The organism is Gibbsiella dentisursi (assembly GCF_039539505.1).
Taxonomy (GTDB): Bacteria; Pseudomonadota; Gammaproteobacteria; order Enterobacterales; family Enterobacteriaceae; genus Gibbsiella; species Gibbsiella quercinecans.
Map to the genome: position 1 here is coordinate 539,658 of NZ_BAABDG010000003.1, position 14,545 is coordinate 554,202.

General features: G+C 57.9%; 17 protein-coding genes. 9 read left to right on the forward strand and 8 right to left on the reverse strand.

The window, feature by feature from the left end:
* Nucleotides 1-109: 109 nt before the first annotated feature.
* The gene (gene zapE, locus ABFX35_RS13075) at nucleotides 110-1,240 is read right to left on the reverse strand and encodes a cell division protein ZapE (RefSeq protein WP_346081540.1); all 1,131 of its coding nucleotides are present in this window, start codon (nucleotides 1,238-1,240) and stop codon (nucleotides 110-112) included.
* A gap of 287 nt (nucleotides 1,241-1,527) precedes the next feature.
* On the opposite strand from zapE, the gene zapG reads away from it, so the two are divergent.
* From zapG to degS, 3 genes are all read left to right on the forward strand, one after another.
* Complete coding sequence (gene zapG / locus ABFX35_RS13080; RefSeq protein WP_095847101.1) at nucleotides 1,528-1,926, forward strand: Z-ring associated protein ZapG; 399 nt, start codon at nucleotides 1,528-1,530, stop codon at nucleotides 1,924-1,926.
* A gap of 210 nt (nucleotides 1,927-2,136) precedes the next feature.
* Nucleotides 2,137-3,504 carry a serine endoprotease DegQ gene (degQ, locus tag ABFX35_RS13085; RefSeq protein WP_346081543.1) on the forward strand — a complete coding sequence of 456 codons (1,368 nt, stop codon included), beginning with the start codon at nucleotides 2,137-2,139 and terminating at the stop codon, nucleotides 3,502-3,504.
* A gap of 92 nt (nucleotides 3,505-3,596) precedes the next feature.
* Nucleotides 3,597-4,631 (forward strand): outer membrane-stress sensor serine endopeptidase DegS, encoded by a 1,035-nt coding sequence (degS, locus tag ABFX35_RS13090; RefSeq protein ID WP_346081544.1) that lies wholly within the window; start codon nucleotides 3,597-3,599, stop codon nucleotides 4,629-4,631.
* Between the two features lie 93 nt (nucleotides 4,632-4,724).
* Here degS and murA read toward each other — a convergent pair whose 3' ends face one another.
* From murA to mlaF, 7 genes are all read right to left on the reverse strand, one after another.
* Nucleotides 4,725-5,990, reverse strand: coding sequence for a UDP-N-acetylglucosamine 1-carboxyvinyltransferase (gene murA, locus ABFX35_RS13095; RefSeq protein WP_095847098.1), 1,266 nt, complete (start codon nucleotides 5,988-5,990; stop codon nucleotides 4,725-4,727).
* Nucleotides 5,991-6,045: 55 nt separating this feature from the next.
* Complete coding sequence (ibaG, locus tag ABFX35_RS13100) at nucleotides 6,046-6,300, reverse strand: BolA family iron metabolism protein IbaG (RefSeq protein ID WP_095847097.1); 255 nt, start codon at nucleotides 6,298-6,300, stop codon at nucleotides 6,046-6,048.
* Between the two features lie 196 nt (nucleotides 6,301-6,496).
* On the reverse strand, nucleotides 6,497-6,805 hold the full coding sequence (gene mlaB / locus ABFX35_RS13105; RefSeq protein WP_346081547.1) for a lipid asymmetry maintenance protein MlaB: 309 nt from the start codon (nucleotides 6,803-6,805) through the stop codon (nucleotides 6,497-6,499).
* A complete protein-coding gene (mlaC, locus tag ABFX35_RS13110; protein WP_346081549.1) occupies nucleotides 6,805-7,437 on the reverse strand; it encodes a phospholipid-binding protein MlaC in 633 nt (210 codons plus the stop codon). Before mlaC ends, mlaB begins: the two co-directional genes overlap by 1 nt.
* A 14-nt stretch (nucleotides 7,438-7,451) precedes the next feature.
* A complete protein-coding gene (mlaD, locus tag ABFX35_RS13115; RefSeq protein WP_346081551.1) occupies nucleotides 7,452-8,000 on the reverse strand; it encodes an outer membrane lipid asymmetry maintenance protein MlaD in 549 nt (182 codons plus the stop codon).
* Between the two features lie 4 nt (nucleotides 8,001-8,004).
* Nucleotides 8,005-8,787 (reverse strand): lipid asymmetry maintenance ABC transporter permease subunit MlaE, encoded by a 783-nt coding sequence (gene mlaE, locus ABFX35_RS13120; protein WP_279026265.1) that lies wholly within the window; start codon nucleotides 8,785-8,787, stop codon nucleotides 8,005-8,007.
* An 8-nt stretch (nucleotides 8,788-8,795) separates the two neighbouring features.
* On the reverse strand, nucleotides 8,796-9,608 hold the full coding sequence (mlaF, locus tag ABFX35_RS13125; protein ID WP_279026268.1) for a phospholipid ABC transporter ATP-binding protein MlaF: 813 nt from the start codon (nucleotides 9,606-9,608) through the stop codon (nucleotides 8,796-8,798).
* Nucleotides 9,609-9,974: 366 nt separating this feature from the next.
* On the opposite strand from mlaF, the gene ABFX35_RS13130 reads away from it, so the two are divergent.
* From ABFX35_RS13130 to lptB, 6 genes are all read left to right on the forward strand, one after another.
* The gene (locus ABFX35_RS13130; protein WP_095847091.1) at nucleotides 9,975-10,961 is read left to right on the forward strand and encodes a calcium/sodium antiporter; all 987 of its coding nucleotides are present in this window, start codon (nucleotides 9,975-9,977) and stop codon (nucleotides 10,959-10,961) included.
* 113 nt (nucleotides 10,962-11,074) lie between these two features.
* Nucleotides 11,075-12,061: an arabinose-5-phosphate isomerase KdsD gene (gene kdsD / locus ABFX35_RS13135; RefSeq protein ID WP_279026271.1), complete on the forward strand. Its 987-nt coding sequence runs from the start codon at nucleotides 11,075-11,077 to the stop codon at nucleotides 12,059-12,061.
* Nucleotides 12,062-12,136: 75 nt separating this feature from the next.
* Complete coding sequence (gene kdsC / locus ABFX35_RS13140) at nucleotides 12,137-12,691, forward strand: 3-deoxy-manno-octulosonate-8-phosphatase KdsC (protein WP_279026274.1); 555 nt, start codon at nucleotides 12,137-12,139, stop codon at nucleotides 12,689-12,691.
* Nucleotides 12,688-13,266, forward strand: a complete 579-nt coding sequence (gene lptC, locus ABFX35_RS13145) for an LPS export ABC transporter periplasmic protein LptC (RefSeq protein ID WP_279026278.1) — start codon at nucleotides 12,688-12,690, stop codon at nucleotides 13,264-13,266. Before kdsC ends, lptC begins: the two co-directional genes overlap by 4 nt.
* Nucleotides 13,235-13,774, forward strand: coding sequence for a lipopolysaccharide ABC transporter substrate-binding protein LptA (lptA, locus tag ABFX35_RS13150; protein ID WP_095847087.1), 540 nt, complete (start codon nucleotides 13,235-13,237; stop codon nucleotides 13,772-13,774). Before lptC ends, lptA begins: the two co-directional genes overlap by 32 nt.
* 6 nt (nucleotides 13,775-13,780) lie before the next feature.
* Nucleotides 13,781-14,506 (forward strand): LPS export ABC transporter ATP-binding protein, encoded by a 726-nt coding sequence (lptB, locus tag ABFX35_RS13155; RefSeq protein ID WP_095847086.1) that lies wholly within the window; start codon nucleotides 13,781-13,783, stop codon nucleotides 14,504-14,506.
* The last annotated feature ends 39 nt before the right edge of the window (nucleotides 14,507-14,545 follow it).

The following is a 14,545-nucleotide window of genomic DNA, read 5'->3' on the forward strand; positions in this document are numbered from 1 at the left end:
GTGGGGTCGCAAGATTATAGAGAAGTCGTTTGCAAAGATCGAACGGTTTTTGAATTGAAAAAGCATTTATCTGCCGAAACGGGCCCGGAGAAGCGGGCCCAGAATGCGATCACGGCAAATGGGGGCGCTGCAGGTACGCTTCGCTTTGCATCTCTTGCAGGCGCGACAGGCAGCGTTGATATTCAAACTGAAGCTGCGTGCCCTGATAGATTTCCGCCATCGGCGCGGCCGCGGCGATCACCAGCTTAACGTTGCGCTCATAGAATTCGTCCACCAATGCCAGGAAGCGCCGCGCGGTATTTTCCGCCTCCGTACCCATGATCTGCACATTGTACAGCATAACGCTATGGTACAACCGCGACAGCGCAATATAGTCGAGCTGGCTGCGCGCCTCTTCGCACAGGGTATGGAAATCAACCGCCAGCACGCCCTCAACCGCGCGGATCGCCGGTAACGGGCGGTGGTTGATCGTCAGCACCGGGGCATCATCGCCGGGCCGACCCGCCAGCCGCAGGAACATTTGATCCATTTCCTGCCGCGTTTGCGCGTTCAACGGCGCCAGATACAGGTGTGCCTGCGTTAGCGTACGCAGCCGGTAGTCAATGCCCGCGTCGACGTTCATCACCTCACAGAATTCATTGATCAACGCGATCGCCGGCAGAAAACGGGCGCGCTGCAAACCGTTGCGGTACAGATCGTCCGGCGGGATGTTCGAGGTCGCCACCAGCGTAATGCCACGGGCAAACAGCGCCTGCAACAGCGTTGCCAGCAGCATGGCATCGGTAATGTCCGAGACAAAAAACTCATCGAAACACAGCACGTCGGCCTGCGCCTTAAAGCCGTCGGCGACGATCTCCAGCGGGTTTTCATGCCCTTGTAACTCGGCCAGTTCCTCATGCACCCGCAGCATAAAACGGTGGAAATGCAGGCGCAGCTTGCGATCACCCGGCAAGCTATGGAAAAACAGATCCATCAGCCAGGTTTTGCCACGCCCGACGCCGCCCCACATGTACAGCCCCTGCGCCGGGCGGGTTGCCGCCGCCGGGGCGCCCTTGCCCAGCCAGCGGCTGAGCGCGCCGCGCAGCCCGGCGGCCTGTGCCGGCGCGGCCGGCGTACGCTGTAGCAACTCATGGTAAATCCCCTCCAGGCGGGTAACGGCCTGGTGCTGAACCTCGTCGGGCTGATACTCGCCCGCCGCCAGCGCCTGCTGGTAACGTGCTAACGGTGACTGTGCCTGCATCTGTTCCCTATTTCCCTTTTTATCGTTCAAGCTGCGGCCTGCATGCCGCCCTCCGCCACATATTGAAATCTAATTACGGCTAATATTTATTTTGCCAATTTTCGGCGCTTATCGGCGCTGCTTCGCACCGTTATCGCCACCGTTATCGCCACTGCGACAACCACCATGCCGCGCCGAGCCGCGGGCAAAAGCGCATCAGGATTCCACTTGGACAAGGTTAACGGTTATAGTGGACATTATTAAATGAAAAATCCCTGCGGAACAACGAAGTCAAAATAGGAGTCATCATGACCTGGGAGTATGCGCTGATTGGTTTGGTGGTCGGTATCGTCATCGGTGCGGTAGCGATGCGTTTTGGTAACCGTAAATTACGTCAACAACAGGTTCTGCAAAACGAACTGGACAAAAGCAAAGCCGAGCTTGAAGAATACCGCCAGGAGCTGGTTGGCCACTTCGCCCGCAGCGCCGAGCTGTTGGATAACATGGCGCGCGACTATCGCCAGCTGTATCAGCACATGGCGAAAAGTTCGAATAATCTGCTGCCGGATCTGCCGATGCAGGATAACCCATTCCGCTATCGCCTGACTGAGTCCGAAGCGGATAACGATCAGGCGCCGGTCGAGATGCCGCGTGACTACTCTGAAGGCGCCTCTGGCCTGCTGCGCGGCGAGCCGCGCCGCGACTAACTTTCCGGTTTTAGCCCGTGGGCGTACTCCCCCACGGGTTTACCTTTCGCCCGCCTGATTATCCCCCGCCCGCAGTCACGTTATCCTTTACGGACCTTTACGGAACCCGGTGAACTTTTCACGCAAATTCACGGTCTTAGAGTTCACCAGCATGTCGTCTGTATTCTATTATCATTATTACACCAGCAAGTATTGAGAGAGTTATCATCAATGAATAAAAAATCTTTAATCCTTAGTACATTAGCGATGGCTATCGGTTTATCCGCCGCCGCTGTGCCGGCCGCTAACGCCACGCTGCCGGTCGCCGTACAGGGGCAACAGATGCCGAGCCTGGCGCCTATGCTGGAAAAAGTCTTGCCTGCGGTGGTCAGCGTCCATGTTGAAGGCACCCAGGTACAGAGCCAGCAGTTGCCGGAAGAGTTCAAACGCTTCTTCGGCCCGAATTTCCCCACCCAGCGGCAGAACGCCCGCCCATTTGAAGGGCTGGGTTCCGGCGTGATTATCGACGCCGCCAAAGGCTATATCCTCACCAACAACCACGTGATCAACAACGCCGACAAAATCAAGGTGCAGTTGAACGACGGGCGCGAGTTTGACGCCAAGCTGATTGGCCGTGATGAACAAACGGATATCGCCCTGCTGCAGGTGAGCGCCACCAACCTGACCGCCGTGAAGATGGCCGATTCCGACCAGCTGCGCGTCGGCGATTTCGCCGTCGCCGTGGGTAACCCCTTCGGCCTCGGCCAAACCGCCACTTCCGGCATTATTTCCGCGCTGGGGCGTAGCGGTTTGAACCTGGAAGGGCTGGAAAACTTCATCCAGACCGATGCGTCAATCAACCGCGGCAACTCCGGCGGCGCGCTGGTCAACCTCAACGGCGAGCTGATCGGCATCAATACCGCCATCCTGGCGCCCAGCGGCGGCAACGTCGGCATCGGCTTTGCCATCCCAAGCAACATGGCGCAGAAGTTGAGCCAGCAGTTGATTGAGTTCGGCGAAGTGAAACGCGGCCTGTTGGGCATCAAGGGCAGCGAGATGACCGCAGAAATGGCGAAAGCGTTTAATACCACCGCCCAGCGCGGCGCCTTTGTCAGCGAAGTCATGCCGAAATCCGCTGCCGCGAAAGCCGGCATCAAGGCCGGCGATATCCTGACCTCCATCGACGGCAAGCCGGTGAGCAGCTTCGCCGAGCTGCGCGCCAAAGTGGGCACCACCGCGCCGGGCACCACCATCAAAGTCGGCCTGCTGCGCGATGGCAAGCCGCTGGAAGTGGCCGTTACGCTGGAAAACAGCGAAAGCGCCAGTACCAATGCCGAAACCCTGTCGCCGGCCCTGCAGGGCGCATCGCTTAGCAACGGCGCGTTGGCGAGCGGCGATCCGGGTGTGAAAATCGACAACGTGACCAAAGACAGCCCGGCTGCACAGGCCGGCCTGCAGAAAGGTGATGTGATCATCGGCGTTAACCGCCAGCGTGTGAAAAACGTTACCGATCTGCGTAAGGTGCTGGAAGCCAAGCCGCCGGTGATGGCGCTCAACATCGCCCGCGGCGGTGAAACGCTGTATTTGCTGTTGCGCTGATTTGGGTTAAACAACCGGGCACGGTAACATTACTGTGCCCGGTTAACTCATGTTATCCTCCGTGGATAACTTCTCTCACATACTAAAACCCCATGTTCGCTAATCTGTTACGTTCTATCGTTATTGGTCTGATCGTCGCCGGGCTGCTGCTGGTCGCCCTGCCCATGCTGCGCCACACCAATAGCCTGTTTGCAGAAAAGCGTGAGAACACCAGCAGCGAAGAGCCACTGAGCTTTAATAAGGCGGTGCGCCGCGCCGCGCCTGCGGTGGTCAATATTTACAACCGTAATGTCGACGGTTCCGTCAATGCCCTCTCGCTCGGCTCCGGGGTGATCATGAACGAGCGCGGTTACATCATCACTAACCGCCATGTGATCAAAGACGCCCAGCAAATCACCGTGGTGCTGCAAGACGGGCGCAAGTATGAAGCGTTGTTGGTCGGCTCGGATGGCCTGACCGATCTGGCGGTGTTGAAAATCGCCCCGGGCAATTTGCCGGTCATCCCGATCAATGCCCAGCGCGTCGCACACGTTGGCGACATCGTGCTTGCCATCGGCAACCCCTATAACCTGGGGCAAACCATCACGCAGGGGATCCTCAGCGCCACCGGGCGTATCAGTATGAGCACCACCGGCCGCCAAACCTTCCTGCAAACCGATGCCTCGATTAACCACGGTAACTCCGGCGGTGCGCTGGTGAACTCCGTGGGCGAACTGATTGGCATCAATACCCTCACCTATGACAAAGTCACCGACGGCGAAACCCCTGAAGGGCTGGGCTTTGCCATCCCGGTCGCGTTGGCCACCAAGATCATGGATAAACTGATCCGCGATGGCCGGGTGATCCGTGGCTATTTCGGTATCAACGGTGCCGAAACCCTGCAGGGCGGCATCATGGTCACCAAAATCGAACAAGACGGCCCGGCGGCCAACGCGGGGTTGCGCGTCAAAGACATTATCATCAAGGTCGACAATAAACCGGCGGTGTCGGTGCTGGAAACCATGGACCAGGTGGCGGAAATCCGCCCAGGCACCGAGATCCCAGTGGTGGTGGTGCGCAACGGTAAACCGATGACGTTGAAAATGGTGGTGGGCGAGTTCCCTGAATACAGCGATTCCAACAGCTAACGGCCGGCACCGGCCCGTTGTCGCCGCCGCCATAAAAAAACCCCTCCTCACACCCGGCGAGAAGGGGTTCAGCAATCCGCCATTGGGCAGCGATTACTCGTCGGTTTCTTTCACACGCTCGATATTGGCGCCCAGCGCGCGCAGCTTGTCTTCAATACGCTCATAGCCGCGATCGATGTGATAAATACGATCGACCGTCGTCACGCCGTCGGCGATACAGCCGGCCAACACCAGGCTGGCGGAAGCGCGCAAATCGGTCGCCATCACCTGCGCGCCGGAAAGCTGCTCGACACCGTGGCAAATCACGGTGTTGCTTTCGATTTCCGCACGCGCGCCCATACGAATCAGCTCTGGCACGTGCATGAAGCGGTTTTCAAAGATGGTTTCGGTGATCACCCCCGTGCCTTCCGCCACCAGGTTCAACAGGCTGAACTGCGCCTGCATGTCGGTCGGGAAGCCGGGATGCGGCGCCGTGCGCACGCTGACCGCCTTCGGGCGTTTTCCATGCATGTCCAGGCTGATCCAGTCTTCGCCAACCTCGATATCCGCCCCCGCTTCGCGCAGCTTCGCCAGCACCGCATCCAGCGTGTCCGGGCGCGTGTTGCGGCAAATCACTTTGCCGCCGGAAATCGCGGCGGCCACCAGGAAGGTCCCGGTTTCGATACGGTCCGGCAACACGCGGTACACGCCGCCGCCCAGGCGCTCTACGCCTTCGATGGTGATTTTATCGGTACCCGCGCCGCTGATTTTGGCGCCCAGGGTGTTGAGGAAGTTCGCCGTATCGACGATTTCCGGCTCACGCGCGGCGTTTTCGATGATGGTGGTGCCCGTCGCCAGCGTTGCTGCGCTCATGATGGTGACCGTCGCGCCCACGCTCACTTTGTCCATGACGATATGCGCGCCCTTCAGGCGGCCATCGACAGACGCCTTGACGTAGCCTTCTTCAAGCTTGATCTCGGCACCCAGTTGTTCCAGGCCGGTAATGTGCAGATCGACCGGGCGGGCGCCAATCGCGCAGCCGCCGGGAAGGGAAACCTGGCCACGGCCAAAGCGCGCAACCAGCGGGCCAAGCGCCCAGATGGAAGCACGCATGGTTTTCACTAAATCGTACGGCGCACAGTACTCATCAACGCCGCTGGCATCCACATACACGGAACCATTGCGCTCAATTTTGGCACCCAATTGATTGAGTAGCTTAATGGTGGTGTCGATATCCCTTAGTTTGGGAACATTCTGCAGCTCGACCGGCTCTTCCGCCAGCAAGGCGGCAAACAGAATTGGCAGGGCGGCATTTTTCGCCCCGGAAATAGCCACTTCCCCACTCAGGCGGGTCCGGCCCTGCACACGAAATTTATCCATTTGACTACTCTCAGTTATTCATTCAACAAGCCGCTAGCCGAAGGGGCGAGCCGCCTTAAAATCCATTGAGTTTGCGATCCCGCTGCCACTCTTCCGGCGTAAAGGCCTTGATCGACAAGGCATGGATGCGGTTATCTGCAATATACTCCATCAGCGGCGCATAGACCGTCTGCTGTTTTTTTACGCGGCTCATCGCGGCAAACATTTCCCCCACGACGATCACTTGAAAGTGACTGCCGTCACCCGAAACGTGTACTTCATCCAGTGCCAACGCGTTCATCAGCACGTCTTTAATTTCATTATTTTCCATAGTATCCAGTTCTGCTGCAAAAGGATCATAAACAGCCTGACATCTTAGTGGAATACGGCGCGTTCTTAAACCAAAGAAAAACGCACAAAGGCAGGCGCCTGGGTTTTTATTTGCCACAGGGCGGGAGCGGAACAAGCGATAAAAAAATGCCGGTCATGCATAGCTGACCGGCATGAGATTGCCAGGCGACGGGGCGTTACGCTTCTTGCGCAGTGCCCACCGGCATGATATCGCGCAGATTATAGAGCGTAATCAGGGTGTTGAGCTTATCGGTGACCCCATCGATACGCAGATCCACGCCGCGCTGCCGCTGCTGTTCGCGCAGGTGCAGCAACAGCGCCAGGCCGGAGGAATCAACGCGCTGCAGCTGCGCCACGTCGATGGCCGTTTTGCCGGCCAGCAGCTTATCGCGCTGCTGCCACAGCGGCAGCAGGGTATCGCGATCCAGGTGGCCGCTTAGCACCAGCCGATCCTGCTGTTCCTCAAAACGCAGTGCGTCCGCCATTACTTCTTTTGATCCAGCGTAATCGGCTGCTGTGCCGCGGCCTGCAGTTGCTTCGTTAGCCCGTCCACACCGGCGGTGCGCAGGGTGGAAGCCCATTCGTTCTGTTTGGTGGTGATCATGCTGACGCCTTCGGCAATCATGTCATAAGCCTGCCAGTAACCCGTGCGGGTATTTTTGCGCCACTGGAAGTCCAGACGCACCGGCGGACGGCCGCCGTTATCAATGATGGTAACGCGGATAGCGATAATGTTGGCATCGCCCAACGGCTGTTCCGGCGCAATCTGGTACGTTTGCCCATGATACAGCGCCAGCGCCTGGCCGTACGCCTGCTCCAGATAAGACTGGAACGCGGTGAAGTAGGCTTCACGCTGCGCCGGGGTCGCGTCTTTGTAATAACGGCCCAGCACCAATGCGCCTGCATATTTCACCTGCACATAGGGCATCAGTTCGTCATGCACAATGGTGCGCAGATAGTTGGGATCTTGTTTGATTTTCGGCTGTTCGTTTTTCAGGCGATCGAAGGTTTTCTGCGCCGCCTCGTGCATCATGCTGTAGGGGTTGGTCTGATCTGCCGCCATTGCCAGCGGGGCGACTACGGCCAGCAGAGCGACCATCATTAAACGTTTAAACATGCAGGCTTCCTCTCTCAGTGTTCAGGGGTCGGTTGCGGTGCGCGACCGTTAGTGGGTGCCGCGGCCGCGTCTTCCGGTTTGGCTGCGCTGTCCTGGCCGCCACTTTTATACAGGAATTGGCCGATCAAATCTTCCAGCACCATGGCGGATTTGGTGTCTTGAATAGAGCCGCCGTTCTTCAGAATGGCCGTGCCCATTTCCGGATCCTCAAACCCCATGTTCAGCGCCAGATACTGCTCGCCCAGCAGGCCGGAGGTGCGGATCGCCAACGAACTGGTATCGGGAATGTGGTTGTATTGTTCCTGAATATCTATCGCCACCCGCGGGGTATAGGTGTTGGGATCGAGCGAAATATCCGCCACGCGCCCAATCACCACGCCACCGATCTTCACCGGGGAACGCGCTTTCAGGCCGCCGATATTGTCGAAGGTGGCGTAGATGCGATAGGTGTGTTCGCTACCAATTGATTTCAGGTTGGCCACCTGCAGGCAGATAAAAATGACGGCGCCCAGCGCAATCAGCATGAATAGCCCAACCCAGATTTCACTCTTCTTCGTTTGCATCGAATCAATTCCCAAACATCAGTGCTGTCAGCACGAAATCCAATCCCAGCACCGCCAGCGACGAGTGCACCACGGTACGGGTCGTTGCCCGGCTAATTCCTTCGGAGGTCGGAATGGCGTCGTAACCGTTAAAGATAGCAATCCAGCTAACGGTAATGGCAAACACCACGCTTTTGATCAGGCAGTTGAGCAAATCCTGCCGCCATTCGACCGCCCCTTGCATCGCCGACCAGAAAAAGCCGCTGTCGATGCCCTTCCAATCCACACCCACCACCGAACCGCCCCAGATGCCGACGGCCACGAAGATGATCGTCAATAGCGGCATGCTGATAAGCCCGGCCCAAAAGCGAGGGGAAACAATACGGCGCAACGGATCGACCGCCATCATTTCCAGGCTGGAGAGTTGTTCCGTCGCCTTCATCAGGCCGATTTCCGCCGTCAACGCCGAGCCGGCGCGGCCGGCGAACAGCAACGCGGTGACCACCGGCCCAAGCTCGCGCAGCAGCGACAGCGCCACCATCATGCCCAGGCTGGCTTCCGCACTGTACGTGGTGAGCACCAGGTAACCCTGCAGCCCCAGCACCATGCCGATAAACAGCCCGGAAACCATGATAATCAATAACGATTGCACGCCGACGTTGTATAGCTGCTTGATCAAGAGCGGCCATTGCTTACGCGGCTCCGGCCGCCCAACCAGCGCGCCGAACAACATCAAACCGGCACGCCCGAAGGTGGCGCTGGTATGGATGCCGCGGCGCCCCAGGGCCGCTAACGCCTGTAATAACATAAGGATACTTACTCCCTCTTACCTAGCAGATCGGCCTGATAATCGCCGGCCGGATAACGAAACGGAACCGGCCCATCGGCAATACCATCCAGGAACTGGCGCACGCGCGCATCGGGGTTGCTTTGTAATTGCTGCGTGCTCCCTTGTGCAATCACACGGTGATCGGCAATCAGATAGGCATAGTCGGCGATGCTCAGCACCTCCGGCACGTCGTGCGAAACCACAATGCAGGTGATGCCCAGCGCATGGTTTAATTCATCGATAAGCTTCACCAGCACCCCCATGGTGATAGGATCCTGGCCAACGAACGGCTCATCGAACATGATCAAAGCCGGGTCCAACGCAATCGCGCGCGCCAGCGCCGCACGCCGGGCCATGCCGCCGGACAGCTCATTGGGCATCAGGTTAGCTGCCCCGCGCAGGCCCACGGCCTCAAGCTTCATCATCACCGTGCTGTGCAACAGCGGCTCCGGCAAACGGCTGTGTTCCCGCAGCGGATAAGCGACGTTTTCAAACACGCTCAGATCGGTAAACAGCGCGCCCGACTGGAACAGCATGCTCATTTTTTTACGTGCGTGATACAACTGGTGGCGCGAAAGCGCCGGGATATTATCACCATCAAACCAGATTTCACCGCGATCGGGCGCCAACTGGCCGCCGATCAGGCGCAGCAGCGTGGTTTTGCCTATGCCGGACGGCCCCATGATCGCCGTAACCTTGCCACGGGGAACCACCAGGTTGATGTCTTCAAATACCAGCCGATCGCCGCGAGAAAAATGCATCCCGCGCACTTCGACCAGATTTTCTGCCTTTTGCTGCATATTGAGGAGCCCTTTGCGGCTTTTACTTATCCGTATGTTAAAACAATGCGCCCGATACGTCTCATTTTTACAAAAACTTACCTTCTGCCGCACGCCGAATAACGCCCGGTCAGGGCGGCGCAAAAGCGCTTAGTGCAAGCCCGGCGACGGTGCGGTTCTGCTGCACCAGCACGGCGCGATGACTGATTTTACTTTTGCCCCGCACACGGTCAAAATTAGCCGCATAAATGAAAAAAATGAAGCTGTTCAAATGTTAGCCGGCAATGCTTTTATGCACCACCGCGGCCCACAACGCCGCGCATAAAGATCGCCGCGCAGTGATTTTTAACCAACGAACCGGGATGATTATCCACTAAAGGGCTCTGCATGTTTCTCGCAATCGCGTTATTGATCGTTGGTTTATTTTTACTGGTGTATGGCGCCGACCGTTTAGTTTACGGTGCGGCCGTGATTTCCCGTTCGCTCGGCGTGCCGCCGTTGATCATCGGGATGACCATTGTCGGTATCGGCACGTCGCTGCCGGAGCTGATTGTTTCCGTCACCGCTGCGCTGAACGGGCAGATAGATATGGCAGTGGGAAACGTTTTAGGTTCCAACATTACCAATATATTACTGATTCTTGGCGTAGCCGCGCTGATTCACCCGCTTTCAGTTCAATCCGAAATCCTGCGGCGCGAACTCCCGCTAATGTTGGCAGTCACAGTGCTGTGTGGCTTCGTGCTGATGAATAACACCCTCAGCCGGCTGGACGGCCTGCTGCTGCTGGCCGCGGCGGCCGGGTTTATTCTGCTGATGCTGAAGATCGCCCGCCGGGCCCAGCAACAGGGCAATGACAGCCTGACCGTCGAGCAACTGGCCGAATTGCCGCAGGACAGCAGCAGCACCGTCGCCATCCTGTGGCTGGTGTTGGCGTTTATCATTCTGCCGCTCTCGTCGAAGATGATTGTCGACAACGCCACGGTGATCGCCCACTACTTCGGCCTGAGCGAACTGGTGGTGGGCCTGACGATTATTGCGGTCGGCACCAGCCTGCCAGAGCTGGCCACGTCTATCGCCGGCGCCCTGAAGGGCGAAGATGACATGGCGATCGGCAACATCATCGGTTCGAATATTTTCAACACGGTGATCGTGCTGGGCGTGCCCGCCCTGCTGTCGCCAGGCAGCGTTGATCCGGCCGCCTTCCACCGCGATTACTGGGTCATGCTGGCGGTCAGCATCATATTTAGCGCACTGTGCATCGGCCGCAAACATCGCATCGGTCATCTGGCGGGCGCTCTGTTATTATGTGGCTTTATTGCGTACCTGGCGGTGCTGTTCTTTACGCCACTCAGTACGTTCGGCTTCGGCCAATAGCCTGCGGCAACAGGCCAACGGCAACCGTGCGTGCGCCGGCCCGCTGAACTGCCAGAAAAAACAACGCTGTTGTAGCGTCAAGCAAGGCGAATACAAACCGATGGGAATGACGTATGTCGAACATTCAGTTGCAACCCGGCTTTGATTATCAGCAGGCCGGCAAAGAGGTACTGCGGCTCGAGCTTGAAGGCCTGGCCCAGCTCGATCAGTATATCAATGCTGACTTCACTCGCGCTTGCCAGACCATCGCCGCCTGCAGCGGCAAAGTGGTGGTGATGGGCATGGGCAAATCCGGCCATATCGGCTGTAAAATTGCGGCGACCCTCGCCAGCACCGGCACGCCTGCGTTTTTCGTGCACCCGGCAGAGGCCAGCCACGGCGATCTCGGCATGGTTTCCCGCCAGGACATCGTGTTGGCCATCTCCAATTCCGGTGAGTCCGCTGAAATTCAGGCGCTGATCCCGGTGCTTAAACGCCAGCAAATCACGCTGATTTGCATGACCAACAACCCGGAAAGCACCATGGGGAAAGCGGCGGATCTGCACCTGTGCATTAAAGTGCCGCAGGAAGCCTGCCCGCTGGGCCTGGCGCCGACCACCAGCACCACCGCCACTCTGGTGATGGGCGATGCGCTGGCGGTGGCGCTGCTGCAGGCGCGTGGTTTTACGCCGGAAGATTTCGCCCTGTCGCACCCCGGCGGCGCGCTGGGCCGCCGCCTGCTGCTGCGCGTCAGCGATATCATGCACAGCGGCGATGAAATCCCCTACGTCAGCGCCGGGGCCTCACTGCGCGACGCCTTGCTGGAAATCACCCACAAAAACCTGGGCATGACGGTTATCTGCCGCGAACCGATGAAAATCGCCGGTATTTTTACCGATGGCGACCTGCGCCGCGTGTTTGACATGGGGATCGACCTCAACAATGCTAAAATCGCCGATCTGATGACCCCCGGCGGCATCCGGGTGCCCCCAAATACCTTGGCGGTCGATGCGCTGAACCTGATGCAACAGCGGCACATCACCGCCCTGCTGGTTGCCGATGGCGACCAATTGCAGGGTGTGGTACATATGCATGACATGCTGCGCGCCGGCGTCGTTTAAACCGAGCGGCATTTGCCCGGCCTGCCGGCCCACGGCGACAAGCGCGCGAGCATTTATCTTTTTTGAGGAAATTCAATGAGTCTGATTGAGACCTGTTACGGGCCGATAGCAAACGACGTCATGGCCCGGGCCGGGAAAATCCGCCTGCTGATTTGCGATGTCGACGGTGTGCTGTCAGACGGCCTGATCTACATGGGCAACAGCGGCGAAGAGCTGAAAGCCTTCAACGTGCGCGACGGATACGGCATCCGCTGCCTGAAAACGTCAGGCATCGAGGTGGCGATCATTACCGGCCGCTCGGCGCGGCTGCTGGAGGATCGGGCGCAAACGCTGGGCATCAGCCACCTGTATCAGGGGCAGTCAGATAAGCTTTTGGCCTTCCGTGAACTGTTGGATACACTGTCGCTGGCGGCGGATCAGGTGGCCTATATCGGCGACGATCTGATCGACTGGCCGGTCATGGAACAGGTCGGGCTGGCGGTGGCCGTGGCCGACGCCCACCCATTGCTGCTGCCACGCGCCCACTACGTTACCCGGATTGCCGGCGGCAAAGGCGCCGTGCGTGAGCTGTGTGACATCATACTGCTGGCGCAGAACAAGCTGGAGGGCGCCAAGGGGCTGTCGATATGAGCAAAACCAAACTTTGGATCACCATTGTGCTGGCGGTGATCGCGCTGTCGTTGATTGGCTGGAACATGGCGGATTTCAGCGATGACGCCACGGCGCCGGTGGTAAATGATAAAGACCCCACCTATCAGAGCCAACATACGGTCACGGTAGTGTACAATCCCACCGGCAAACTGAATTATAAACTGGTGTCGGAAGACGTAAAGTATTACGCCACGGATGAACTGAGCTGGTTCACCGCCCCCGTGATGACGCTGTTTGACGACAACGCGGTGGCCATTTGGTCGGTGCGCTCCGATCGCGCCAAATTGACCAAAGACCGGATGCTGTACCTGTATGGCCACGTCGAGGTGGACAGCCTGACCACCACGTCGCAATTGGAAAAAATTAAAACGGACAATGCTCAAGTGAATCTGGTGACCCAGGACGTAATGTCCGACGATGAAGTGACGTTATACGGCACCAATTTCACCTCTAACGGCATGAAAATGCGTGGGAACCTGCGGGCCAAAACCGCTGAGTTGATTGATAAGGTCAAGACCAACTATGAAATCCAGAACCCAAAAACAAATCCGTAATCTGTTGATCGGAAGCCTCATCCTGGCGGCAAGCGGCCCGGTGTTCGCGCTCAAGTCTGACTCCAGCCAGCCTATCAATATTGATTCGCTGCAGCAGTCCCTGGACATGCAAAACAACGTCAGCACCTTCACCGATAACGTGGTGATCAAGCAAGGGACGATCGAAATCAAAGCCGATAAAGTGGTGGTCACCCGCCCTGGCGGCGATCAAAACAAAATGTATATCGAAGCGTTCGGTAAGCCGGTCACCTTCTATCAAATGCAGGACAACGGCAAACCGGTGAAAGGCCATGCGCAGAAAGTCCGCTATGACGTGGCGCCGCAGTTGGTCACCCTGACGGGCAACGCTTACCTGGAGCAGCTCGACAGCAACGTGAAGGGCGATCGCATTACCTATCTGGTGCAACAGCAGCAAATGCAGGCGTTTAGCGATAAAGGCAGCCGCGTAACGACGATCCTGGTACCGTCGCAGTTGCAGGATAAAAACGGGCAAACGAAGAGTAACTAATCACTTATGGCAACACTCATCGCAGAAAACCTGGCGAAAGCCTACAAGGGCCGCAAAGTCGTTGAAGACGTCAGCCTGAAAGTGAACTCTGGCGAGATCGTCGGCCTGCTCGGCCCAAACGGCGCAGGCAAAACCACCACCTTCTACATGGTGGTGGGCATCGTGCAGCGCGATGCCGGGCGCATCGTGATCGACGAAGAAGACATCAGCATTCTGCCGTTGCACGCCCGTGCGCGCCGCGGCATCGGCTACCTGCCGCAGGAGGCCTCGATCTTCCGCCGCCTGAGCGTGTATGACAACCTGATGGCCGTGCTGCAAATCCGCCAGGATCTGACCAGCGAACAGCGTGAAGACCGTGCGGTGGAACTGATGGAAGAGTTTCACATCAGCCATCTGCGCGACAGCCTGGGCCAATCGCTGTCAGGCGGTGAACGCCGCCGTGTGGAGATCGCCCGGGCGTTGGCCGCCAACCCGAAGTTTATCTTGTTGGATGAGCCGTTTGCCGGGGTTGACCCCATTTCCGTTATCGATATAAAAAAAATCATCGAGCACCTGCGGGACAGCGGTCTGGGCGTGCTGATCACCGACCACAACGTGCGCGAAACGCTGGACGTATGTGAACGCGCCTATATCGTCAGCCAGGGCAAATTGATTGCTCATGGCACGCCTGATGCTATTCTGGCCGATGAACAGGTGAAACGCGTTTATCTGGGTGAGGAATTCCGCCTGTAAGCACCAGCGCGTCCTTAGAGACGACTGTTAACGGAAGTA